Source organism: Janthinobacterium sp. BJB401 (genome assembly GCF_013372745.1).
Lineage (GTDB): Bacteria > Pseudomonadota > Gammaproteobacteria > Burkholderiales > Burkholderiaceae_D > Janthinobacterium > Janthinobacterium rivuli.
Genome location: NZ_JABXFH010000027.1, coordinates 1 through 24,800, shown reverse-complemented (window position 1 = coordinate 24,800; position 24,800 = coordinate 1). Strand labels below are relative to the sequence as shown.

The window sequence follows — 24,800 nt, the reverse complement described above, 5'->3', positions numbered from 1 at the left end:
CAGCCTCTCATGCCTGGACAAGCATGTTCCCCAACATGAAGTGAAAACAATTAAAGGAATCTTCGTGAAACGTTCGCTGATCAGCGCCGCCTGCTGCGCCTTGCTCGCCTTATCTTCGCCGTCGCTGTACGCCCAAGCCTCCAATGCCGGCGCGCCCGTCTCCGGCATCGACCTGAAAACCCTGGACCCGGCAGTGAGCCCCCGGGATGATTTCTACGGCTACGTCAACGGCGTCTGGACCCGCAATACGGACATCCCGGCCGACAAATCCGTCTGGGGCACGTACATCGAATTGCGCGAAATCGCCCAGGGCCAGTTGCGCGGCCTGATCGATGCGACCCTGAAAAACCCGGGCAAGCCTGGCAGCGAGGCGCACAAGATCGCCGACCTGTACACGAGCTTCATGAACGACAAGGCGCGCAACGCGGCCGGCTTCAAGCCGCTGCGCGCCGAGCTGGCCCGCGTCGCCGCCGTGAAAGACAAGAAAGACTTGCCGGCGCTGTTGGCCTATCTGCAAGGCAATGGCGTTGCTACGCCGTTTTCCGCCTATGTGGCGCCCGATGCGCAAGACCCCGAGCGGTACACGGTCAACATCAGCCAGTCGGGCCTGGGCTTGCCCGACCGCGATTACTACCTGAAGGAAGACGACGCCAAGCTGCAAGCCGTGCGCGCCAAATACCTCAAGCATATCGAGACCATGCTGGCCATGAGCGGCGACAAGGCCGCTGCCGCCCACGCGGCGCAGATACTCGACATCGAAACACGCCTGGCGGCCGTGCAGTGGACGCGCGTGCAGATGCGCGACCCCGTCAAATCGTACAACCGGGTCGACTTCGACAAATTTACGGCACTGGCGCCGGCCTTCGACTGGAACGCGTATTTCACGGCCGCCGGCCTCGCGCCAAAGGCTACTTCTGCCGTGGTGCGCCAGCCCAGCTTCATGACAGGCTTTGCCGAGACCGTGGCCGCCGTGCCGCTGGAAGCCTGGAAGAGCTATCTGAACTGGCGCATCATCGAAAGCTATGCCTCGTTCCTGGACAGCGCCACCGTCAAGGAACGCTTTGCCTTCGACGGCACGGTGCTGCGCGGCGTGCCGCAAAGCGAACCGCAGTGGCAGCTGGCGCTGCGCTTCACCGATAACGCCATCAGCGACGCCGTCGGCAAGCGCTACGTGGAAATGTATTTGCCGCCGGAAACCCGGCCCCGCGTGATGGCCATGTTCGACAATTTCGTCGCCTCGTTCAAGGATGGCATCGAGCAGCTCGACTGGATGGGCCCGGAAACCAAGAAGGAAGCCCAGCTCAAGCTGGCAGCGTTGAAGCCGAAGATCGCCTACCCCGATACCTGGCGCGACTACAGCAGCATGCAGACGCAGCCAAACGACCTGATCGCCAACGTGCGCGCCGCGCGCGCGTGGAGCCGCCAGCAAAACCTGGCCAAGCTGGGCAAACCGGTCGACCGCGATGAATGGTCGATGACGCCGCAAACCGTCAACGCCAGCTACAGCCCGGCCCTCAACGCCATCACGATCCCGGCCGCCATTTTGCAGCCGCCATTTTTCAACGTGAAGGCGGAAGATGCCGTCAATTACGGCTTGCTGGGCATCACCTTCGGCCATGAAATCAGCCATGCCTTCGACGATTCCGGCAGTCAATATGACGCCAAGGGCCGCTTGCGCAACTGGTGGACGGCGGAAGACCGCACGGCCTTCAAGGCGCTGGCCGCCGGCCTCGTCAAGCAATACGGCGCCTATAGCCCCGTGCCGGGCTACCACATCAATGGCGAGCTGACCCTGGGTGAAAACATCGGCGACAATTCCGGCCTGTCGATCACCTACAAGGCCTACCAGCGCTCGTTGAACGGCAAGCCGTCGCCGGTCATCGATGGCTTGACGGGCGAACAGCGCCTGTACATCGGCTTTGCGCAGAAATGGCGCGCGAAACTGCGTCCCGAAGCGGCTATCGCGCAGATCAAGAGCGATCCGCATTCGCCGGGCGAATTCCGCGCCAAGGGCACGGTCAAAAATCAGCCCGGCTTCTACGAAGCGTTCGGCATCAAGCCGGGCGACCCGATGTATCTGCCGCCCGAGCAGCGCGTGATCATGTGGTAAATCACGTGGTAAACCCGTAGGGCAGTCGCGCAACCGCGCCGGGGACTATTCCTTGGCGTGGTTGAGCGTGTACCGGGGCAGTTCCAGCGTCAGGTCTTCGTTTGACACGCGGGCCTGGCACGACAGGCGCGAGTGGGGCTGCAAGCCCCAGGCCTGGTCGAGCATGTCTTCCTCATTGTCGCCCAGTTCGTTGAGCGAGTCGAAACCCTGCACCACGACCACGTGGCAGGTGGAACAGGCACCCACCTGGCCGCAGGCGTGTTCGATATCTATTTTGTTGCGCTGCAATGCATCGCAAATGCTCATGTTCTCGGGCGTGTCGAACACGGCGCCTTCCGGCGCCAGCTCGGGATGGGGCAGGACGGTGATTTTTGGCATGCGGGATTCTCCTTGATGTCGCTTGAATACCGCTACCTTGAACCTTCCCGCCTTGATAAGGTCAAGCGCAACTTGCGCCTGAATTCTGCGTGGCGATGGCCAACGTGCCGGCCCCAACTGCGCTCATGCCAGGATTCTGAAGCGCGATGTGGGTAGAGGGAAAATGGAAAAAATCGGGCGCTAAGCCAAGCTGTTCTGAAGCCCAGACGTAATCTCTTTCAGATTGATGCATTTCCAGTCGGCCCAAGTGCTCAGGCGACTATAACGGGATGGTTCGTAATTCGCCCGTGCGCCCCATTTCAATGATACGTTTGAGTGTCACGCGCTTGAACACCGGCCTGCATTGACGGCAGTAGAAATCTTTGATGCCCACTTTCCCCGAGATCGACTGCGGACGCACGACGCCGCTGAAGATGAGCACTTGCACAGCTTCGCGGTCGGGCGCTCCTTTCACAGGATTGGTGGCCAGGCCGCTGGAGTACTCGGCGGTGAAGGTCAGCAATTTTTTCTTCGTATCGTATGTCATCTCTTTGATGGTGGCTCTGGCCGGTTCGGAGGTGCCGATGGCGACAGCGACATGGCCTATCGTTTCCGCTACGCGTTGGTAAAGCACGATGTCGTATCCGGAGACAAAATGTGGATCGTCAGCGCCTTCGGTCCGCATATTCGAGTAGTAGCCAATCAAGCGCGCCGGCACGGACACTACAGCGTGCGCCGTCGGCAGGAGACATGCGGCGATCAGAAAGGCGGCGAAAAATTTCATATGAATGTCCCGTAGTTGACCAGTGCGGTTTATCGGCATTTCCGCCAACATATTTTTTAACGCCATAAGTCAACCCAACTGCTTTGAGCTGCAAGTTCATGCGGTGTCGGACCTTCGGCGAGCGCCGTCTGCGCCTTCGCCGCCAGACCGTTCATGCCAGCAGTGGCCAGTTGACTTGGCGCGCAGCAAGCGTCTCGTTGCTGAAGCGCTTGCGCCAACTGAACAGCTGATTGGTGTTGATCTTCAGATCGCGGGCAAGCAGCGAAACGGATGCCCTGTCAACCTGAGTACGCGCCTCAGCGGCACGCTTGAATTCATCGCTGTGCTGGCGCTACGGGGGAAGACGGTGGTGGGCCGACGCTTGCCTTACATCTTCGACGCCGGATGTTCCGCCAGCGGGACAAACTGGCCGGTAGCCTCGTCGAGCGCGTCGAGCGAGCCATTTTCGATGTCATACACCCAGCCATGCAGGGTCAGGCGCTTTTGCGTGATGCCCAGCGCCACCGAGGGGTGGGTGCGGATGTTGTTGAGTTGCGCCACCACGTTGGCCCGCACCATGCCGTCGATGCGCTCCTGTTCTGTCGCATGCTCGATCGATTCATTGATCATGCGCGCCGCATCCGCGTGCCGCAGCCAGTTCTTGACCGCCGGCATGTGTTCGAGGCAGGTGCAGGTGGCGATGGCTTTCATCGCGCCACAATCGGAATGGCCGCAAATGACGATGTCCGTCACATTCAGGGCGGCAACGGCAAATTCGACGGACGCGCTCACGCCGCCCGGTTCCGGGCCAAACGAAGGCACGATGTTGCCCGCGTTGCGGATGACGAACAGTTCGCCAGGTTCGCGCTGCGTCACCAGTTCCGGCACCATCCTGCTGTCGGAGCAGGAAATGAACAAGGCTTTCGGCGTCTGTCCTGTCGCCAGTGTCTTGAACAGCTCTCGGCGTTCAGGAAAGACTTCCTTCTGGAAACGTAGAAATCCGGCAATGATGTCGCGCATAAATAAAAGAAAAGAGTGGTGTGAGCCCGTATTATCGCCGATGTCAGCGCGGCTGGCTTGCCGGCGGGCCGTTTTGCGGGCAAGCAAGGCAGCGCTCGAGATGCCCGAGCAACTGCAGGAACACGCGTTTATCCGCAATATGATTCATCGTGTTGCTCGTCAATACGTCGCTGCCGGCCGCGGCCACGGCAGCGCGGGCTTGCAAGCAGGCCGCGTGCAATTGCGCGCGGTCAAGCTCAAGCAGCGCCGTATCGATATTTTCGCACGTGAAATCGAAGGCATCGATGCCGCAGCAGCCGGCGTCGCAATGCGTTTCCAGGCGGCAGATCAGCGGCCATAATCCGGCCAGCAGGGCGTCGATGTCGAGCGCCTGCTCGTAGCGGCCGTCAAGGCTGATGAACTCGATCCATGTCTCATCGCCGATCTGGATATCGTGCTTGCGGTCGCGTTCGGTCATTTTGTAGATTCTCCTGGTGGGGACATCGCATTATAAAAAAAACCGCCCGAAGGCGGTTTTGTCAAAGAGGCAATGTAACGCCTAGATAAAGTAGATCAGCGCGATGATGCCCACCACCAGCGCCACACGGGTGATCTGGTACGCCGTCTTGTTCCACGCCTTGAAGCGGCGGCGGTACTGGCCCATGGTCCAGGAAATCTGGAACAGCTTGCTCACGCCGCCGACCTGGTCGCCCAGTTCGTTTGGCGAGGCGGCTGCCGTCATCAGGGTGCGGCCCAGCCAGCGGTTCAAGCCTTGCGCCCAGCGGTAGCGCATCGGGCGTTCGATGTCGCAGAACAGGATGATGCGGTCGCTGTCGGCATCGTTGCGGGCCCAGTGGATATACGTTTCATCGAACATCACGGCCTGGCCGTCGCGCCAGCTGTGGCGCTCGCCATCGACGTCGATGAAGCAGCGGTCGTCGTTCGGCGTCTGCAAGCCCAGGTGGTAGCGCAGGGAGCCGGCGAATGGATCGCGGTGCGGGTTGAGCTTGCCGCCTTGCGGCAGTTCCGCGAACATGGCCGCTTTAATCGAGGGAATCGATTGCAGCAGCGCATAGGTCTGCGGGCACATCTGCTGTGCCGACGGGTGGTTCGCGTCATACCATTTCAGGTAGAAACGCTTCCAGCCATATTTAAAGAAGGAATTGAAACCCACGTCATTGTTCTTTTCAGCGGCCTTGATCTTTTTCATTTCCTGCATGCGCAGCGCTTCATCGCGGATGATTTGCCAGTTCTGCTGCAGCGGCGCCAGTTCCGGGAATTGCTCGACGGCTAAATATGGCGTGGCCGGCACCTTGGAAAAGGTGTGCATGAACAGGTTCAGCGGCGCCATGAACGAGGAATGATCGAAGATCTGGCGGCGGAACGGCAGGCGCACCTTGCCCCGAAAATGAATATGTAAAACGGAAAACACAAAAATGCCCAGCAAGGCCCACTTCATACACAACCTCGTTTTTTAAGAATGGGGCAATTATAACCAGTTAATGCCATCGCCACCCCGGGCCACGGTGAAGGAACGATGAAGCGGCGCATATGGGCGCGCTGTCCTACAATGGCCTTTTCTCCCTACTTATCCGAGGCAACAATGGAAATCTGGCACGCACCGCTCGACCTGGCCACCCTCAACGCCGCCAGCGAGGGCACGGCCATGCGCCACCTGGGCATCGTATTCACGGCTTTCGGCCCCGACTGGATCGAGGCGACCATGCCCGTCGACCACCGCACCATGCAGCCTTTTAAACTGCTGCACGGCGGCGCTTCCGTGCTGCTGGCCGAAACCCTGGGCAGCATGGCCGCGAATGCCTGCCTCGATTCGCGCCGGCACGTGAGCGTGGGCCAGGAAATCAACGCCAACCATTTGCGCGGCGTACGCGGCGGCCTGGTGACGGGGCGCGCCACGCCGATCCACCGGGGCCGCACGAGCCAGGTCTGGGAAATCCGCATCACTGGCGACGACGGCAAACTGTGCTGCATCTCGCGCATCACCATGGCCGTCATCGACGCCCCAGAGCAGAGTTGATTGTCTTTTTTGATATGCGTCAAGGCACTAAAAGTGGACACGTGGAATCATCCATAACGCTGTTCGCTTATAATTCAGTGTGCTGTTGTATGGCGTAGGGATAAGTCCCGCACGCCTGCATTGCCCGAAATTAGAAGCTGACTGCCCAAAAAACGCCAGTTAGAGACCCATCCCGCGCCATGCGGGAAAGGCAAGACGACGGCGAGCAGATCGCTGGTTTCCAAGTAACCAGCAACAATCAACTTTATTACAGGGCAATAACAACAATGATGTCATTCAATCGTTTGACGATAGGCGCGCGCCTGAGCGCAGGCTTCGGGCTGCTGGTGCTACTGATGCTGGTACTGGCCGCCTTCGCGCTGCTGCGCATCGGCGCCATCTCCGGCGCCATGGACGCGCAAGAAAAAGTCCAACTGGAAAAACTCGAACCGCTGTACGTGGCGCGCGAAGCGCTCGACCAGACGGGCCTGGCCGCCCGCAACGCGTATATCTTCCATGACCAGGCTGCCGCCGAGAAAGAGCTGGCCATCCTCGACAGCCAGAAAGCGCTGTACCTGGAAGCGCTGGCGCGCCTGGCGCCGCAGTTCGCCGGCGATGCGCAATTCGAGAAAGTCAGCACGGGCTTGAAAGCCATGGCGCAGGAATTGCAGCGTCCGCGCCAGTTCCGCGCCACGGGACAGATGGAGCAGTACGGCACCTTCCTCGTCGAGGAGTGCAGCCCTTTGCGGCGCCAGATCGTCGCCGACATCGACACGGTGCTGAAATCCGTGCAGCGCGAATCGGAGCAGGCCAGCGTGGCCGCGCGCGCCATCTACGGCCAGTCGCTGCGCTGGATCGGCGTGCTGGCCGCGCTCAGCGTGCTCATTTGCATAGCCGTGGCTACCGTCATCACGCGCGGCCTGCTGCGCCAGCTGGGCGGCGAACCGGCGTATGCGGCCGCTATCGCGGGGCGCATCGCGCTGGGGGAGTTGGCCATCGACGTGCACACGCGCCACGGCGACGACAGCAGTTTATTGTTTGCGATCAAGACCATGCGCGACAACCTGGCCGCCATCGTCGGCAAGGTGCGTCACGGCACGGAAAGCATCGCCACGGCCTCGACCGAAATCGCCACGGGCAACCGCGACCTGTCGCAGCGTACGGAGCAGCAGGCCGGCTCGCTGGAAGAAGTGGCTTCATCGATGGAAGAACTGATTTCCACCGTGCGCCAGAATGCGGACAACGCCCAGCAGGCGAACCACCTGGCGCGCGAAGCGTCCAAGGTATCGGAGCAGGGCGGCAAGGCGGTGGCCGAAGTGGTGCACACCATGGGCCTGATAAATGCTTCATCGAACAAGATCGTCGACATCATCGGCGTGATCGACAGCATCGCCTTCCAGACGAATATTTTGGCATTGAACGCGGCCGTGGAAGCGGCGCGCGCCGGTGAACAGGGACGCGGTTTCGCCGTCGTCGCCACGGAAGTGCGCAATCTGGCGCAACGCTCAAGCGCCGCCGCGCGCGAAATCAAGCTGCTGATCGACGATTCCGTCAGCAAGGTGGGCACGGGAACCTTGCTCGTCGAGCAAGCTGGCGTCACCATGCACGATGTGGTGGCCGGCATCGGCAGGGTAACGGGCATCATGGCCGAGATCAGCCACGCCACGCAGGAGCAGGGCGCCGGCATCGAGCAAGTCAACCGCGCCATCGTCGACATGGATAGGGTGACCCAGCAGAATGCGGCCCTGGTCGAGCAGGCGGCGGCCGCCGCGCACGAATTGCAGCAGCAGGCGGCGCAGCTGGAACAGGAAGTGGGCATTTTCAAACTGGCCAAGCCGGCCAACGGACCGCTGCGCCTCGCCGCTTGAGGCGGATGGCACTTTAGCGCGGCGTGCGCCACCAGGCATATTCCGCGCTACAATGAGCGCTGGATCACCGCCAGGACTTCTCATGCAAGTGCGCAGCAGCCATGATCTATCCAGCCCGGACGACGACAAACCGGCGCCGCCCGTGCTGCAGCTGGCCCTTGCCGGTCTCGGCTGGGGTCTGCTCACCTGCATGCTGTGCTTTGCCATCCTGTTTATCACCAAATGGCTGTTGCCGCCCGAATACTGGGGCGCGCACACGGGCTTGTCCAAGTTCAAGCGCGAAATGTCGCTGCCCCTGCTGGTGTTCTGGGTCGTCATCTATTCCCCCATCCTGGAAACCTTCCTCGGCCAGCTGTTGCCGCTGGAAATCCTCCGCCGCCTGGGCGCCAGCCGGCAACTGAGCGTTTTTATCGGCGCCATCCTGTGGGCCGTCGTGCATTTCATCAGCGGTGGCTTGCTGCACGCCATCGTCGCGCTGGGGTCGGGCGCCATGTTCAGCTTTGTCTACCTGCGCTACCGCGGCCCCAGCGTGGCCGTTGCCTACGCGACAACGGCGTTTTCGCGCGCCTGCAACAATATCGCCATCCTGGTGGCCGTGTTTTACGGCCTGGACACCTAAAGCACCGTCCAAAACCTACTGCGCGTCGGTATAGGCGGCCTGCGATGCTCACCTTACTCTAGTACGGTTGCGCTTCTCGACCACCTCTACCTTCCGCTCGCTACGGTTTTGTCAGGCGCTTTTCTTTCTTCCTGAGCAGATACGGCACCAGCGCCGCCAGCGCCACGGCCAGCACCGCCAGGCCGAGCAGCAGCTGGCGGAAGGCGGCGTCATAGCTGGCGCGCAGCAGCGCTTCCTGGCCGCCCAGCAGTTGTGTTGCTTGCTCGATATCGCCGAGCGCGGCGCGGCTGGCGGCGGCCAGCACGGGCAGCTCGGCCGGTAGTTGCTGTGCCAGGCCCGCGCCGATCAGGCCGGCCAACAAGGAACCCGCCAGCGCCAGCGCCACCCCGTCGGCACTGACGCGCACGGTATTGAAGATGCCGGTCGCCATGCCGGCCCGCTCCGTTTCCACCACGCTCAGGGCCATGCCATCCATCAAGCCCCACGGCAAACCGATGCCCACGCCGATCAGTAGCAGGGGGCCGGCCAGCGCCGCGGTGCCGCCATGGCCCAGCACCTGCGCCAGCCAGGCCAGGCCCGCCGCGGCCAGCAGCAGTCCCGCCGCGCACAGGGCGCCCGTCTCGACCCAGCGCGACAGCAGCGCCGCCAGCATGGGCACGAGCAGCAGCGGCGCTGCCAGGGCGATCATCAAACGGCCCGCCGCCAGTGCGGACATATTGTCGATGCCGATGAAGCGCCCCGGCAGCATGACGATGAGCACGATGAACAGGAAGGCGGGCGAAGCGGCCAGCACTTGCACTGCGACAAAGCGGCGCTGGCGGAACAGCGACAAATCCAGCATGGGCCGCGCCGTCCTGCGCTCGATGGCGACAAAGGCGAGGAACAGCAGCACGGATGCGGCGACGGACAGCAGCACGGCGCCGTTGCGCCAGCCGTGTTCGGGCGCCAGCAGCATGCCCAGGGTCAACAGCCCCAGCGCGGCGCTGAAGCTGATGGCGCCAGGCCAGTCCAGCCGGCCCTGGCCGCGCGCCGGATCGGCCGGCACGCTGACCCATACCAGCAGCATGCCGATGGCGCCCAGCACGGCCGTGGCGTAAAAGATGGCGGGCCAGCGGGCCAGCGCCAGCATGGCGCCGGCCGCCAGCGGACCGAAGGCCAGGCCCAGGCCGAACGTCGTGCCCAGCACGCTCATCACGCGGCTGCGCGCCGCGCCGTGGAACAAGGGCGCCAGCGAGGACATGGCGGCGGCGAACGCGGCCGCGCCGCCCAGGCCCTGCACGAAGCGCAGCACGGCGATCCATGCCACCGATGGCGCGTGGGCGATGGCCAGGGTCGCCACGCAAAACAGCGCCAGGCCCGCCAGCCAGACGCGGCGCCGTCCCAGCACGTCCGTCAGGCTGCCGGCCACCATCATGGCGCTGCCATAGCTGAGGATATACGCATTGATGACCCAGTTCAGGGCGGCGGCGCTGCCGTGCAATTCGGCGCCGAGGGCGGGCAGGGCCACGGCCGGGCCCGTGAAGCACAGGGGAATCAGCAAGCCCGTCAGGCAAGCGGCCAGCACTTGCAGGGGGAGTGAAAGACGTGAGGAAGAGGACATGGGTGTCGGATATGAAAGAAAGAGGGGCGAGTATGGCGCGCCCGTCATTGAAGAAAAATGGGCTAAACTGATCAACATATCGGACAAAAATGTCGTGAATGGAGTGCAAATGGATAGCTTGGGTGGCATCGCCATGTTCGTGCAGGTGGCCGACAGCGGCAGTTTTTCGGCCACGGGCCGGCTGCTGGGTCTGTCATCGTCGGCCGTCGGCAAGAGCGTGGCGCGCATGGAGGCGCGGCTCGGTGCGCGCCTGTTCCAGCGCAGCACGCGGCACCTGGCATTGACGGCGGAAGGGGAAAAATTCCTGCAGCGCTGCAAGCGCATCCTGGCGGAAGTGGAAGCGGCAGAGCGCGAGCTGGGCGAATCGGGCGGCGCGCCCAGCGGCCGCCTGCGCATCAGCCTGCCACGCTACAGCGGCCTGTTCGAGCCGGCCATCGGCGCGTTCATGCAAGCCTATCCCGCCATCGAACTCGACCTTGATTTCTCCGACGCCATGGTCAACATCGTCAGCGACGGCTTTGATGCGGTCGTGCGCACGGGCGAGCTGGCCGACTCAAGCTTGATGCGGCGCAAACTCTGTACGTTCCGCCGCCTGCTGCTGGCGTCGCCCGCCTATCTGGCGCGCCACGGCCGGCCCGCCGATGGCGCCGCGCTGCTGCGGCACGCGCGCCTCGACTACCGCTTTCCCGCCACGGGCCGCCTGGAGCAATGGCCGCTGATGGACGAGACTGTCCAGCCGGCGGCCGGCATGGTCTGCAACAGCGTGGAAATGCGCGTCTACCTGGCCGTGCAGGGGCAGGGCATCGCCTACCTGCCCGCGTTTGCCGTGCAGCGCGAGCTGGCGGCTGGGCAACTGGTCTCGTTGCTGGACGAGCATACGCAGGCGCGCACGGCCTTCTGGCTGCTGTGGCCAGCCAGCCGCCACCTGCCGCCGCGCTTGCGCGTGTTCATCGATTTCCTGGTGCAGCAGTTGCAGGATCAGACTTTTGGCGCCTTGCCATGAGGCAGGACGCTTCCCTGGCGCCATTGCAGTTGCAGGTGGCCGGCGCTACCGTGCGCGCGGCGCCGGGCAGATAAGCGCCATCTCGCCAAACTTTGAAGCCAGCGTATTGCTGGCGGCCTACTCCACGCTTTCCATCGATGCCACCGTGTCGAAAATATGCGCCAGCGCGCTTTCCATGGCGCCGGCGGTCGCGTCGCCGCTCTGGTTGGTGATGATGAAGACCCCCAGCTGATATTTGGGAACGACCCAGGCGTAGCTTTGCGCACGCGGCACGCCGCCATGGTGTACATAATGCGTGCCCAACTGGCTATTGCTGCCGATGTTCCAGAAGTAGCCAATGCTGAAGTCGTCCTGAAAGCGCACCAGCGGCTGGTGCGATTCGATGACCGCAGGATGGGCGCTCAATTGCAGGCGCAGGTATTTTGCCATGTCCGGCAAGGTCGACTTCAGGTTGCCCGCCGCTCCCCAGGGCAGTTGCGGCATCGGTGTTGTCACGACGGGATTGTCGCTGTGGTAGCCGGGCGCCAGCCGGCCGGCATCCGTGGCAGCGATTCTCAGCCTGGTATCGCGCATGCCCGCTTCGCGCGCGACGAATTGCGTGAGCAGGACTTCATAGGGCGTGCCGTAGATTGTTTCGAGCGTGTGCGCAATGAGTTCGGTGCCGGCGCTGGAATAGGCGTAGTCCTTGCCTAGCGGACCTGTGATGCTGACTGTGTGCAAGTCTTGCCAGAACTGCTGCTGTCCGTAGCTGGCGTAGGCCGCATTGAGCTTTGCCGGCGTGGCGTGTGCGGTGAAATCCTTCAATATGCTGTTCACCTGCAAAGGCAGCATGCCCGGCATGGTGCTGGTGTGCGTGATCAAATGGCGCAAGCGCACTGGCTGCCCCTGCCACTGCAGGTTCGGGTAGGCGTCCGGCAGGTACTTTTGGATGGGATCGTCGAGCGCCGCCTTCCCATCGAGCACAGCGTTCGCCAGCAGCAGGCCGGCAAAAGTTTTGCTGACCGAGCCGATTTCATACAGCGTTGTATCGTTCGGCGGATTGGCTTTTCCCGTCTCCAGCTCGCCTTGATGCAGCATGAATTCCTTGCCGCGATACACGACGGCAATCGAGGTCGCGTGCAGCAATGTTGACTGCAGCAAGGTGGTCGCCGTCTGGCGCATGGCCGCGGGAATGTCATGCGCAGGAGCCGTGGCTGCCGGCTTGCAAGCTGCCAGCGCGAGTGTCATTACAGTGATGCTTGCGGCGAGTTTGGTCATCATGCGCACCATCCAGGGGGGAGGGGCATTCTCGCACAATGGGTGCAGCGGTGACAGAAAAGACTGCACGAAAACAATAGGCCAGCCGTACAAACCAGCGTTGCCTTTCCTCTTCTCTCCTCCATGCAGTGTGACATTTGCATGACAAACAACAGTGTTCTGCCCGCTTTAACGTCAATAGGGGGTGCATGCGTGGCGACGCCCAACCGCGCGCCGTCCATGCGCCGAAAGTGCCGGACCGTTGAAGGTGCACGCTGAACGGCAAGTGGATGCGGCCGGGACTTTTGCCTTGCATGCCGGCTTGCGCCGACATATTCATTCTTGGTTTTGACGTTTAACGACAGGAAACTGCAACATGACTGAAAAATTTGCATCGCACACTTCCACTGCCGCAGATGACGGCATTTCCGCCATCGAGGCATACCTGAACAGTGCCGCCGCCGCGGCGCTGCAGCGCTTCACCGGCACGCCGGATGCCGATGTGCTCAGCGGCACCGCGGGCGCCGACGTGCTCGAAGGCCTGGCCGGCGACGATACGTATTACGTCAACGACAGCGGCGACGTGATTGTCGAGCTGGCCAATGGCGGCACCGATACCGTGTATACCAGCGTTAACTACACGGTGGCCGACAACGTCGAGAACGTGCGCCTCGCCGCCAGCGGCCTGACGGTGACGGGCAGCGCCAACACCAACAATATCTTTCATGTGAGCGTGGCCGGCGGCAATGTGCTCGACGGTGGCGGCACGGGCAACTCGGTCAATTACCTTGGCTCCAGCACAGGCGTGACGGCCACCCTGTCCGGGGCGAGTGGTCCGGTGCCGGCAGCGCCGGGCAGCGATGTGCTGGTCAATTTCGCCAGCATCGTGGGCAGCAAGTTCGACGACGTCCTGACCGGCAATGAACTCAAGAACCTCCTGATTGGCGGCATCGGCAACGACACCTTGCGGGGCGGCAAGGGGGACGATACGCTGTTCGGCGTAGCGGGCGACGATACCTATATTTTTGCCCGCGGTGACGGCGCCGATATCATCTCCGAGGTGGTCGAGGGCGGCGGCCACAATGTCGTATCCTTCCTGGCCGGCGTCAGCGCCGACCAGTTGTGGTTCCGCCAGGTGGGCGCGAACCTGGAAGTGAGCACCATCGGCACGAGCGACAAGATCAGCATCAACGGCTGGTTCAGCGCGGGCATCGTGCCCCGCATCCAGGAGTTCCGCACGGCCGACGGCCGCGTGCTGCTGGGTAGCGACGTGCAAAACCTGGTGCAGGCGATGGCCGCACTGCAGCCGCCACCGGCTGGCCAGCTGACTTTGCCAATCTACGCAGCCACCGTCCTGGCTCCCGTGCTGGCGCAGAACTGGCGCACGGAAGGACCGAATCAGCCCGGCAACGGCGTCTTCACTGGCACGGCGAATCCGGACATCATCAAGGGCACGGCGGGCGCCGATGTGATGGCGGGCCTGGCCGGCGACGACATTTATTACGTCAACCATGGCTACGACGTGGTGACCGAACAGCCTGGCGGCGGCCGCGACACTGTCTACACGACGGTCAGCTACACCATGGGCGCCAACATCGAAGAGGTGCACCTGGCCGCCGCGGGCGTGGGGGTGACAGGTAACGGCAGCGGCAACGTCTTTCACGTCGACGTTGCTGGCGGCAACTTGTTGTACGGCATCGGCAGCAATAATTCGGCTACTTACGCGGGTTCCAAGGCGGGCGCCACGGCGACCATCGTTCCCGTCGTCGGCGGTAGCGCGCTCTTGCCTGGCAGCGATGTGCTGGTCAATATTTCCAGCGTGACAGGCAGTGCCTATGACGACGTGCTGATCGGCAACGAACTGGCCAACACCCTGTCTGGCGGGCTCGGCAACGATACCTTGCAAGGCGGCAAGGGCGACGATGTGCTGACCGGCGGCCTGGGCGACGATACCTATGTCTTTGCGCGCGGCGACGGCGCCGACGTCATCATCGAAGCGTCCGCCGATGCCAATTACGACGCCATCGCCTTCCTGGCCGGCGTCAACATCGACCAGCTGTGGTTTCGCCAGGTGGGCGCGGACCTGGAAGTGAGCACCATCGGCACGACGGACAAGATCACCATCCGCGCCTGGAACAAGGCTGCGCCGAACATCGAGGAATTCCGCACGGCCGCCGGCCACGTCCTGCGCGGCGCCGACGTGCAACTGCTGGTGCAGGCAATGGCGACCCTGACGCCGCCGCCGCTGGGCCAGCTGACCCTGCCGGCGGGCACCGCCGCCGCCCTGGCGCCCGTGCTGTCCCAGGCCTGGCACTTCAACGGCCCCACGCAGCCCACGGGGCAGCATTTTGTCGGCACGGCGGGCGCCGATGTCATCAACGGCAGCACCGGCGCCGACCTGCTGGAAGGCCTGGGCGGCGACGACACCTATTACGTCAACCACACGGGCGATTTCATCGTCGAACGGGGCAACGGCGGCAGCGATACGGTGTACACCAGCGTCAATTACAAGGTGGCCGACAATGTCGAGAATGTGCGCCTCATCGGCTCTGGCCTGACGGTGACGGGTAGCGCCTACAACAACAATGTCTTTTATGTCGAGACCCCTGGCGGCAACGTGCTTGACGGCGGCGGGACCGGCAACTCGCTCCATTACGCCAGCGCCACGACAGGCGTGACGGCCGTCTTTGCGCCGGTCGGCGGGTCCATGACGGCACGTCCGGGCCTCGATGTGCTGGCCAATTTCAACATGGTTTTGGGCAGCAAGTTCGATGACGTGCTGATCGGCAATGAGATCAAGAACATTCTCTTCGGCGGCCTCGGCAACGATACTTTCCAGGGTGGCAAGGGCGACGATACCCTGGCCGGCGCTGCGGGCAACGATACCTATATCTTCGCTCGCGGCGATGGCGCCGACATCATCGCCGAAGTGCTGGGGGCTGACAGCCACGATGTTGTCTCTTTCTTGGCCGGCGTCAGCGCCGACCAGCTGTGGTTCCGCCAAGCGGGCGCGCACCTGGAAGTGAGCACCATCGGCACCACGGACAAGATTACCGTCAATAACTGGTATTCGGACACGCCGGTGCGTATCGAGGAATTCCGCACGGCCGACGGCAAAGTCTTGCTGGGCAGCCAGGTGCAAAACCTGGTGCAGGCGATGGCCAGCCTGACGCCGCCGCCAGCCGGCCAGCTCACTCTGCCTGCCGGTACGGCCGCCATCCTGGCGCCGGTGCTGGCGCAGAACTGGCGTTCCGCTCAGCCAATCAGTGCCGCCAGCCAGGGCGGTTTCAGCGGCTGGCAAGCCGATGCCGCGCAGCTGGTGCAAGCGATGGCCGGCTTTGCCGTGCCGGCGGCCGCATCGGCGCCATGGTCAGGCCACGGCAATCCGTCGACGCAACTCCAGCTGGCGGCGGCGCATTAAACCGTTGAGCAACTAGATCCACCATCACGCAGCCGGGCCGGGGTGACCCGCCACGGCCCGGCTGCGCCATTGAAATTCTGATATTGCCCGATGACAGTCCTCTCCTACCGCAACGATCCGCCACCGATTGAAAAAACCTCGCCCGACACGGGCTTGCTGTCGCTGCTGCTGATGGCCAGCCTGCACGGCATCGCCGCCGATGGGGCCCAGCTCAAGCACGCCTTCGGCCAGGCCGTGTTCACGCGGCAAACCGTGCTGCTGGCCGCGCGGCAACTTGGCTTGACGGCCAAGCTGGTGCGCCAGGCGCCCGCACGGCTGGCGCAAGCGCCGCTGCCGGCCATCGCCATGGATAGCGCCGGCCGTTTCTTTATCCTCGGCAAGGTCGAGACGGACGACGACGGCGTGAGCAAGGTGCTGGTCCAGCATCCGGGCCAGCCGCCGCAAATTCTCGGCCGCGACGCCTTCCTTGCCGCCTGGAGTGGGGAACTGATCTTTTTCACCAGCAAGGCCAGTTATGCGGGCGAGACGGCCCGTTTCGATTTCAGCTGGTTCATCCCCGCCATCGTCAAGTACCGCAGGCTGCTGGGCGAAGTGTTGCTCATTTCCTTCGTGCTGCAGCTGATCGGCCTGGCCACGCCCCTGTTTTTCCAGGTGGTGATGGACAAGGTGCTGGTCAACCACGCCATGAAAACCCTGCACGTGGTGGCCATCGGCCTGATCTGCGCCATCGTCTTCGAAGCCGTGCTGGGCCTCATCCGCACCTATGTTTTCGCGCGCACCAGCAGCAAGATCGACGTGGAACTGGGCGCGCGCCTGTTCCGCCACCTGCTGGCCTTGCCGATCGCGTATTTCCAGGCGCGCCGCGTGGGCGATTCCGTGGCGCGCATCCATGAACTGGAAAACATCCGCTCTTTCCTCACCGGCAATGCCATGACCCTGGTGCTCGATCTGCTGTTTTCCTTCATCTTCATTGCCGCCATGCTGTGGTATAGCGCGGCGCTGAGCATCGTCGTGCTGGCCTCGATTCCCGTCTACGCGGCCCTGTCGATGCTGCTCACGCCCGTGCTGCGGGGCCGCCTGAACGATAAATTCAACCGCAGCGCGGAAAACCAGTCTTTCCTGGTCGAAACCATCAGCGGCGTCGACACGCTCAAGGCCATGGCCGTGGAACCGCGCTGGCAGCAGCAGTGGGAAAAGCAGCTGGCCGGCTATGTCTCGGCGGGTTTGTCTGCAAATAATATCGGCATGCTGGCCAGCGGCGGCGTCACCCTCGTCAGCAAGCTGGTGACGGCGGCCATCATGTGGTGGGGCGCCACCCTCGTCATCGACGGCAAGATGACGGTGGGCGAACTGGTCGCGTTCAATATGCTGGCGGGGCAGGTAGCCTCGCCCATCTTGCGCCTGGCGCAGCTGTGGAACGATTTCCAGCAAGTGGGCATCTCGATGAGCCGGCTCGGCGACATCCTCAACGCGCGTGTGGAAGCGGGTAGCCAGAAGGCGCGCCTGCCGCGCATCGCCGGCGCCATCGAGTTCCAGCAAGTGGGTTTCCGCTACCGGCCCGATGCGGCCGAAGTGCTGCGCAATGTGTCGATTGCCATCGCGCCAGGCGAAGTGATCGGCATCGTCGGGCGTTCCGGCTCCGGCAAGAGCACCCTGACGCGGCTGGCGCAGCGCCTGTACATTCCCGAACGGGGCAAGGTGCTGATCGACGGGCAGGATATCGCCGTCATCGACACGGCCTCGCTGCGGCGCCAGATCGGCGTGGTGCTGCAGGAAAATATCCTCTTCAACCGCTCCGTGCGCGACAACATCGCCTTGAGCGACCCGGCGCTGCCCATCGATGCCGTCATCGCCGTGGCGAAACTGGCCGGTGCCCACGATTTCATTTGCGAATTGCCAGAGGGCTACGACACCATGGTGGGCGAGCACGGCACGGGCTTGTCCGGCGGCCAGCGCCAGCGCATCGCCATCGCCCGCGCCCTCATCGGCGATCCGCGCATCCTGATTTTCGACGAAGCGACGAGCGCGCTCGACTACGAATCGGAAAAAATCATCCAGGACAATATGCGCGGCATTTGCGCGGGACGCACCGTGCTGATCATCGCCCACCGCCTGTCGGCCGTGCGCGAAGCGCACCGCATTGTCGTCATGGAACGGGGGCAGGTGGCCGAACTGGGCACGCACGACGCGCTGCTGGCGCAGCCGGGCGGCATCTACGCCCATCTGTACAGCCTGCAGCAGGGCACGAGCGGGAGCGCAACAGGGGACGCAACATGAGCGCCGGCCACCGCCTGGCCGCGTACGGCGAGCTGTTGCAACGCTATGGCCAGGTGCTGCGGCACAGCTGGCGCGACCGCGCCACCTTGAGCGGCCCCGTGCTGAGCGAAGACGAGGCGGCCTTTTTACCAGCCGCGCTGGCGCTGCAGGAGCGGCCCGTGTCGCCGTCCTTGCGCCTGACGGCCCGGGTGCTGATGCTGCTCGTTGGCTGCGTGGTGCTGTGGGCGGTCTTCGGCCAGGTCGACATCATCGTCAACGCGGCCGGCAAGATCATTCCGTCCGGTAACACCAAGACCATCGCCTCCGTCGATGTGGCGGCCGTGCGCGCCCTGCATGTGAAGGAGGGACAAGCCGTGCAGGCGGGCCAGCTGCTGGTGGAACTCGACAGCCGCGGCCCGGACGCCGAGCGCGACAAGGCCGCCGGCGACGCCGTGGCGGCCGCGCTGCAAATGGCCCGCTCGCGCGCGCTGATCGCCGCCATCGACAGCCTGACGCTGCCCAAGCTGGCGGCGCCCGATGGCGCCTCCGCCGCCCAGCGCGAAGAAGCGCAGGGCCACCTCGATGGCCAGTACGCGAGTTTCCGCGCCAGGCTCGCGCATCTCGATGGAGAAATCGCCCGCTACGCCCAGGCGCTGCCATTGGCCACGCAGCGCGCCGGCGACTACAAGGCGCTGCTGGCGACGCGCGACGTGGCCGAACACGCGTGGCTGGAAAAGGAACAGGCGCGCATCGACCTGGCCGGCCAGCTGGCGTCGGCCCGCAGCGAGCGCGCGGCCCTGGTGGCGCAGACGCGCAAGGATGCCTACGACGCGCTGACGGAAGGGGCCAGGGTGGCGGCGGCCAGCGGCCAGGATGCGCGCCGCGCCGGCGCCCGCGGCAGCCTGCTGCGCCTGACGGCGCCCGTCGACGGCACGGTGCAGCAGCTGAAGCTGCATACGGTGGGCGGCGTCGTGCCGGCCGCGCAGGCGCTGATGCAGATCGTGCCGCGCCAGGGCAAGCTGGAAATCGACGCCGTGCTGGAAAACCGCGACGTCGGCTTCGTGCAGGAAGGGCAGATGGTCGCCATCAAGGTCGACGCCTTCGACTACACCAAGTATGGCACCGTGCCCGCCGTCGTCAGCAGCGTCTCGCGCGACGCCGTCGAGGATGAAAAAAAGGGTCCCGTGTATGCCGTCAGGATCACGCTGCAGCAGCCATCCATCGTCATCGATGGCAGATTGGTGCCGCTGTCGGCCGGCATGGCCGTGCGCGCGGAAATCCGCACGGGGACGCGCAGGGTGATCGAATATGTGCTCTCGCCGCTGGTGCAGCACCAGAAGGAGGCGCTGCATGAACGCTAGAGGCCGCGCCATCGCCGCCAGCTTGCTGCTGGCCAGTGCTGTGGCGCAGGCGCAATCGCCGGGCGGGCTCGATGCCGCGCCATGCCCGTCCGCGTATGAGGCTGGTGTGCTGCTGACTGTGCCATTGACCCTGCCGGCGGCCGTCGACCTGGCCCTGTGCCGCAACGCGCAAGTGCACGGCGCCTGGGCCGGCATCCGCTTGCAGGCGGCCGGCCTGGGCGAGGCGCGGGCCGCCTTTTTGCCGACCCTGAATGCGGGCCTGAGCCGGGTGCACGACCGCACGGCCTATCCGGGCGCCAGCACGCCTTCCGGCAGCTTGAACAGCAATACGGGTTCGCTGAATCTGTCCTGGCGTCTGTTCGACTTTGGCGGGCGCGCGGCGGGCCAGCGTTCGGCGCAAGCCTTGCTGGACGCGGCGCTGGCCAACCGCGACGCGGTGCTGCAAAAGACGCTGGCGGCCACCGTCAGCGCGTATTTCGAGGCGCAGACGGCGCGGGCAAATGTGCGCATGCGCCAGGACTACGCGGCCCTGGCGAATGAAACGGTGCTCGCCACGCAGCGCCGCGCCCAGCGGGGCCTCGGCTCGCACAGCGACACCCTGCAGGCGACCAGCGCGCTGGCCAAGGCGGCCCTGGGCGCCAGCCGCGCCGATGGCGAGTTCCAGAAGGCGCGCGCCGTGCTCGTGTATATCCTGGGCTTGCCGGCGGAGGCGGGCGTGGTGCTCGACGACGATGCGGATGCCCCGGTGGCGGGCTTGAGCGAAGATTTGCACACCTGGCTGGCGCTGGCCCAGGCGCGGCACCCGGCCATTGTGGCCGCGCAGGCGCAGCTGGCGGCCGCGCGCGAACGGGTGGCCGTGACCGAGTCGGAAGGCCGCCCCAGCATCGACCTGACGGCGAATATCTACCAGAACGGCCGTCCCAACCAAGGCTTGTCCGCCGCCTCCACGCGCGAAACCCTGGTGGGCATCGGATTGAACATTCCCCTGTTCGACGGTTTTGCGCGCCATTACAAGGTGCGCGGCGCGCTGGCGCAAGCCGGGCAAAGGGAAGCGGAAGCCGAGGAAGTGCAGCAGCAGACCCTGATGGAGCTGGTGAAAACGCATGCGGAGGCGAGCACGGCCTTGGCCAACCTGGCCGCCTCGCAAACGTGGCTGGACGCAGCGCGCGATGCCCAGGCCAGCGTGCAGCGCAAGTTCGGCCTGGGCGCGGCCGATATCCTGGAAATGCTGAACACGCAGTCGGCGCTGCTCGAGGCGCAGCAGGAGCGGATCCGTTGCCAGGCGGAATGGCGCTCGGCCCGGCTGCGGCTGCTTGCCAGCGCCGGTGTGCTGGGGCGCGAGGCTATTCCTGGACGGTAATGCACTCAAAACAGGCGCGTTCCGCGCGCCATGCCGGCGCGATTGCGACTATATTAGAGACGCTAATCCACACACCGGACCAGGGAGACATCATGCACAGCGTACAAAAGATTACCCCATGTTTATGGTTCAACGGCAACGCCGAGGCGGCGGCCCGGTTTTATACGGAAATATTTCCCAATTCGAAGATCGGCCAGATCCTGCGCTACGGCGAGGAGGGCAAGGAAATCCACGGCCAGGAGCCGGGCAGCGTGCTGACGGTGGCCTTCGAACTGGACGGCCAGACGTTTACGGGGCTGAACGGCGGTCCCCTGTTCCAGTTTTCCGAGGCGATCTCGTTCCAGGTCAATTGCGACACCCAGGACGAGGTCGACCACTATTGGAAGCTGCTGTCCGAAGGCGGGCCCCTGGAAGCGCAGCAGTGCGGCTGGCTCAAGGACCAGTTCGGCGTGTCCTGGCAAATCGTGCCCACCCTCATGATCAAGCTGCTGGGCGACCCCGATCCCGTCAAGGCCCAGCGCGTGATGAAGGCCATGATGGGCATGAAAAAAATCAACATTGACGAGATCAAGCGGGCGTACGCCGGTTAGAAGCTGGCCCGCAAGGTCAGCTGCGCGTTGCGCGGATCGCCATAGTAGCCGCTGCCGTACAGGCCATAGCCGCTGTAATAGCGCTTGTCGAAGACATTATTGATGTTCAGCACGGCACTGAGCCGCTTGCTGAACTCGTAGCGCGCCATCAGTCCCGCCACGCCAAAACTGCCTTCGTCGGCGCGCGCCGGCACGTCGCCTGCCAGGACGGTGTGGTAATACGTCCGGCCTTGCCAGTTGACATTGCCGCCCACGCTCAAGCGGCGCCAGTCGCCGCCCAGGCGGTAGCTGGTCGCCAGCTTGACGCTGCGTTCGGGGCGCGTCGTATCGATGCGCTGGCCATCCTTGTCGCGCGGGCGGCTGAACGTCGCTCCCGCCTGCACCTGCCAGCCGGGCAACAGCTGGCCGGCCACTTCCAGCTCCACGCCGCGCGTGGTGGTGCCGTCGATGGGGCGGTAGACTTCCCGTTCGTTGGCGTCCGTGCCCACGTAATCGGCCAGATTGTCTTGCTGGATGTGAAAAATGGCCACGCTGGCGTTCAGCTTGCGCTCGAAAAACTCGCCCTTGATGCCGCTTTCCCAGGATTTGCCCGTGGTGGGCGGCAGCGCCCTGGCATTGGCGTCGCTGACCGATTGCGGCTCGAAGATGCTGGCATAGCTGAGATACGCGGAATACGTGCCGTTCAAGTCGTAGACGGCGCCCGCATACGGCACCAGCCGGTGTTTTTCCTTCGCGTCGTCGCGGCCCGTGCCGCCCCAACCGTAGATCAGGTCGCCCGTGCGTTCATAGCTGTTGAGGCGGCTGCCGACGATCAGCGACCAGCCATCGGCCGGCTTGAAACGGGCTGCGCCATACGCTGCATATTCCTTGAAGCTGTATTGTTGCGTCAGGCTGACAGCCATGCTGGCCGGCAGGGGCACGTTGTTGTTCCAGTGACGGTAATCGATTTCCACATTGCCGCCGCCATAGGCCAGGTAGTCGGACTTGCGGTGACTGGCGTTGACGCCCAGCACCAGCTCATGCTGGCGGCCCAGCCACTGGAATGGTCCCGTGGCGTAGGCATCGAGCGAATTGCTGTCGATGCCATAGGTTTTTGCGCCGCGCTGCACGGTGGCCAGGCCCGTGGCCGGGTCCGGATAGGGGCCCCAGCTGATGATATTCGCTTGCAACTGGTCCGTATCGCCTTTCCAGTGGCTCGCTTCCGCCTTGACTTGCCAGCCGTTGTCGAACAGGTGCTCGGCGGCGGCGAACACGCGCGTGCTGGTGCTGCCCGCATCCGTCCAGCGCGCGGCGGGGTTGAAGGCGCGCGCGAACCGCGTCCGGCTGCCGTCCGTGTAAAACAGGGGATTCTGGCCGAAGGACGAGCCCTTGGAATCGATTTTCTGGTAGTCGATGCCGGCCAGCACGCGCGTGCGCGGCGTCAGATCGGCCTCGATGACGCCGTAGACCACGCTCTTGTCCTGCTGGTAATAGTCGATGTAGGAGCCGTGATCCTGGTGCGCGGCCACCAGGCGCGCGCGCACGGAGCCGTCCGCATTCAGGGGACCGGAGACGTCGGCTTCCGCGCGGTAGCGGTCCCAGCTGCCGATGCCCGCCTGCGCATACGCCTGGAACTGGCGCGTGGGTTTCTTGCGCACGAGGTTGACGGCGCCGGCCGGGCTGCCGGCGCCGCTCATCAGGCCGTTGGCGCCGCGCACCACTTCCACCCGGTCGTAGATGGCCATGTCGCGGATGCCCAGGCCGTTCGAATTGGTGCTGAAATCGAAGGTGGGCACGCCGTCGTACTGGAAGCTGTTCAGGCTGAAGCCGCGCGCATAGTAGTTATAGCGCTCCGAATCGTCGTGCGAGACGGTCACGCCCGGCGTCTGCTGCAGCACGTCGGCCAGGCTGAGGACGCCCTGGTCATCCATCTGCTGGCGCGTGATGACGGTCAGCGATTGCGGCGTTTCGCGTGGCGACAGGGTAAAGCGCGTGGCCGTGCCGGCCAGTGCCGCCGCATACGCGCCGCTGCCTTCCGTTTCCAGCGCCGGCTCGCCACCGGCCGTGACCGTGATTTCGGCCAGTTGCTGCGCGCCATCAGCCGCCGCATTCGCCGACCTGGGCAGCGGGCGCAGGACGAAATCGTTGGGCGCCAGCTGCAGCGCCGCCAGGCCGCTGCCGGTCAGCAGCGCCTCGAGGCCGGCCGCGGCGCTGTAGTTGCCGGCCAGGCCGGCCGTGCGCAGGCCGCGCACCTCGCTCGCCTGGTAGGTGAGCGTCAGGCCCGCCTTGCGCGCCAGCTGTTCCAGCGCCGCATCGAGCGGGCCGGCGGCGATCTGCAGGGCGTGCATGGCGCTGGCGCTGCTGGCCTGGGGCGGATTTTGCTGGGCCAGGACGGGCGCCGCACCAAGCAGCAGCAGGGCGCTGGCGACGGCGCCGGCCACGCGGGAACGCGCGGGAAGGGTTGGGAATGCCGGAAATGGCTGAGGGCAGGGCAGGAAAGAGTGGGTCATGGGTCGCTATCAGGTGGGTGGTATCAAGCTGTATGCCGTGCGGCCAGCCCGATCCCCTCATCTTTTTTACGCTTTTTTCAGCGTGACCCAGAAACGCGTGCGGTACACGGCCACGATGGGCTGCGTGTGCAGCAATACGCGCAGGGCCCGCTCGGGATCGTCCAGCTGGAAGACGCCGGAAACGGGCAAGTGGGCGATGTCGGCGTCGCACAGCAGCAAGCCATGCCGGTGGCGCGCCAGTTCGGCCACCAGCTGGCCCAGTGGCATGTCGCGCGCGGCGATCACGCCATCGAGCCAGGCGGCCGGATCGTCATGGGCCGGCTCGCGCCAGATGCGCGCGCCATCCGTCAGGACGCTGTCGCCAGCCTGCACCAGCTCAGGACGCACCACGCCGGCAGCTACCTGCAGCTGCACCGCGTGTTCCTGCACGGCCAGGCGCGTCAGCATGCCATCGTCACCAGCGAGGCGCCGCACCGTGAAGCGCGTGCCCAGCGCCAGCATGCGCGCTTCGCCCGTCTCGACGAGAAACGGTCGGCGCCGTGGGTCGGCTTGCGTGGTGATGGCAATTTCGCCATGCAGCAAGCTCAGCAGCCTTTGGGCGCCGTCAAAGCGCAGCCGGACGGCCGTGCCCGCATTCAGGTGCAGCAAGCTGCCGTCCGGCAGGCGCACGGCCAGGCGCTGCCCCGTGCCGGTGCGGTAGTCGGCGCGCGTGTCGATGGTGAACCAGGTGGCGGTGCCGGCAAAACCGATG

19 protein-coding genes and 1 pseudogene are annotated in these 24,800 nt (G+C 64.4%); 10 read left to right on the top strand and 10 right to left on the bottom strand.

Translation table 11 applies throughout. From position 1 onward, the window contains the following. Window positions 1-64 precede the first annotated feature (64 nt). A complete protein-coding gene (locus HWE17_RS17585; protein WP_176389610.1) occupies window positions 65-2,110 on the top strand; it encodes a M13 family metallopeptidase in 2,046 nt (681 codons plus the stop codon). 45 nt (window positions 2,111-2,155) lie between these two features. Here the strand turns inward: HWE17_RS17585 and fdx are convergent, their stop codons facing one another. From fdx to lpxO, 6 genes and pseudogenes are all read right to left on the bottom strand, one after another. Beyond that, window positions 2,156-2,488, bottom strand: coding sequence for an ISC system 2Fe-2S type ferredoxin (gene fdx, locus HWE17_RS17580; RefSeq protein WP_176389609.1), 333 nt, complete (start codon window positions 2,486-2,488; stop codon window positions 2,156-2,158). A gap of 259 nt (window positions 2,489-2,747) precedes the next feature. Further along, the gene (locus HWE17_RS17575) at window positions 2,748-3,251 is read right to left on the bottom strand and encodes a hypothetical protein (protein ID WP_176389608.1); all 504 of its coding nucleotides are present in this window, start codon (window positions 3,249-3,251) and stop codon (window positions 2,748-2,750) included. A 151-nt stretch (window positions 3,252-3,402) separates the two neighbouring features. Continuing rightward, window positions 3,403-3,567, bottom strand: a pseudogene (locus HWE17_RS28970) (transposase); the annotation flags it as partial. 50 nt (window positions 3,568-3,617) lie between these two features. Next, window positions 3,618-4,250, bottom strand: a complete 633-nt coding sequence (locus HWE17_RS17565; RefSeq protein ID WP_099401857.1) for a carbonic anhydrase — start codon at window positions 4,248-4,250, stop codon at window positions 3,618-3,620. A 43-nt stretch (window positions 4,251-4,293) separates the two neighbouring features. After that, entirely contained in the window at window positions 4,294-4,707 is a 414-nt protein-coding gene (locus tag HWE17_RS17560; RefSeq protein ID WP_176389607.1) for a DUF6331 family protein, read from the bottom strand. Between the two features lie 81 nt (window positions 4,708-4,788). Next, window positions 4,789-5,688, bottom strand: a complete 900-nt coding sequence (gene lpxO / locus HWE17_RS17555) for a lipid A hydroxylase LpxO (protein WP_070301794.1) — start codon at window positions 5,686-5,688, stop codon at window positions 4,789-4,791. Window positions 5,689-5,832: 144 nt separating this feature from the next. Here lpxO and HWE17_RS17550 point away from each other — a divergent pair, with 144 nt between their 5' ends. The 3 genes from HWE17_RS17550 (at window position 5,833) to HWE17_RS17540 (ending at window position 8,733) form a co-directional block, all read left to right on the top strand. Further along, window positions 5,833-6,267 carry a hotdog fold thioesterase gene (locus HWE17_RS17550; RefSeq protein WP_176389606.1) on the top strand — a complete coding sequence of 145 codons (435 nt, stop codon included), beginning with the start codon at window positions 5,833-5,835 and terminating at the stop codon, window positions 6,265-6,267. Window positions 6,268-6,533: 266 nt separating this feature from the next. Further along, window positions 6,534-8,114, top strand: a complete 1,581-nt coding sequence (locus HWE17_RS17545; protein WP_176389605.1) for a methyl-accepting chemotaxis protein — start codon at window positions 6,534-6,536, stop codon at window positions 8,112-8,114. Window positions 8,115-8,196: 82 nt separating this feature from the next. Then, window positions 8,197-8,733: a CPBP family intramembrane metalloprotease gene (locus tag HWE17_RS17540; RefSeq protein WP_176389604.1), complete on the top strand. Its 537-nt coding sequence runs from the start codon at window positions 8,197-8,199 to the stop codon at window positions 8,731-8,733. A gap of 100 nt (window positions 8,734-8,833) precedes the next feature. Here the strand turns inward: HWE17_RS17540 and HWE17_RS17535 are convergent, their stop codons facing one another. Then, the gene (locus HWE17_RS17535) at window positions 8,834-10,333 is read right to left on the bottom strand and encodes an MFS transporter (RefSeq protein ID WP_176389603.1); all 1,500 of its coding nucleotides are present in this window, start codon (window positions 10,331-10,333) and stop codon (window positions 8,834-8,836) included. Between the two features lie 109 nt (window positions 10,334-10,442). Here HWE17_RS17535 and HWE17_RS17530 point away from each other — a divergent pair, with 109 nt between their 5' ends. Further along, on the top strand, window positions 10,443-11,336 hold the full coding sequence (locus HWE17_RS17530) for a LysR family transcriptional regulator (RefSeq protein WP_176389602.1): 894 nt from the start codon (window positions 10,443-10,445) through the stop codon (window positions 11,334-11,336). A 117-nt stretch (window positions 11,337-11,453) separates the two neighbouring features. Here HWE17_RS17530 and HWE17_RS17525 read toward each other — a convergent pair whose 3' ends face one another. Then, the gene (locus HWE17_RS17525) at window positions 11,454-12,596 is read right to left on the bottom strand and encodes a serine hydrolase (protein ID WP_200880250.1); all 1,143 of its coding nucleotides are present in this window, start codon (window positions 12,594-12,596) and stop codon (window positions 11,454-11,456) included. Between the two features lie 352 nt (window positions 12,597-12,948). Here HWE17_RS17525 and HWE17_RS28900 point away from each other — a divergent pair, with 352 nt between their 5' ends. The 5 genes from HWE17_RS28900 (at window position 12,949) to HWE17_RS17500 (ending at window position 21,560) form a co-directional block, all read left to right on the top strand. Then, on the top strand, window positions 12,949-15,993 hold the full coding sequence (locus HWE17_RS28900) for a calcium-binding protein (protein ID WP_176389601.1): 3,045 nt from the start codon (window positions 12,949-12,951) through the stop codon (window positions 15,991-15,993). 90 nt (window positions 15,994-16,083) lie between these two features. Further along, a complete protein-coding gene (locus tag HWE17_RS17515) occupies window positions 16,084-18,270 on the top strand; it encodes a type I secretion system permease/ATPase (protein WP_176389600.1) in 2,187 nt (728 codons plus the stop codon). Continuing rightward, window positions 18,267-19,610 (top strand): HlyD family type I secretion periplasmic adaptor subunit, encoded by a 1,344-nt coding sequence (locus HWE17_RS17510; protein WP_176389599.1) that lies wholly within the window; start codon window positions 18,267-18,269, stop codon window positions 19,608-19,610. The genes HWE17_RS17515 and HWE17_RS17510 overlap by 4 nt, the downstream gene beginning before the upstream one ends. Further along, window positions 19,600-20,970 (top strand): TolC family protein, encoded by a 1,371-nt coding sequence (locus tag HWE17_RS17505; RefSeq protein ID WP_176389598.1) that lies wholly within the window; start codon window positions 19,600-19,602, stop codon window positions 20,968-20,970. Before HWE17_RS17510 ends, HWE17_RS17505 begins: the two co-directional genes overlap by 11 nt. Before the next feature lie 89 nt (window positions 20,971-21,059). Continuing rightward, a complete protein-coding gene (locus HWE17_RS17500; protein ID WP_369681744.1) occupies window positions 21,060-21,560 on the top strand; it encodes a VOC family protein in 501 nt (166 codons plus the stop codon). Here HWE17_RS17500 and HWE17_RS17495 read toward each other — a convergent pair. After that, the gene (locus HWE17_RS17495) at window positions 21,557-23,980 is read right to left on the bottom strand and encodes a TonB-dependent siderophore receptor (protein ID WP_217916809.1); all 2,424 of its coding nucleotides are present in this window, start codon (window positions 23,978-23,980) and stop codon (window positions 21,557-21,559) included. The two genes, HWE17_RS17500 and HWE17_RS17495, sit on opposite strands and share 4 nt — an antisense overlap. A gap of 135 nt (window positions 23,981-24,115) precedes the next feature. Beyond that, a partial coding sequence (locus HWE17_RS17490) for a FecR domain-containing protein (protein WP_176389595.1) occupies window positions 24,116-24,800 on the bottom strand: 685 nt, incomplete at its 5' end.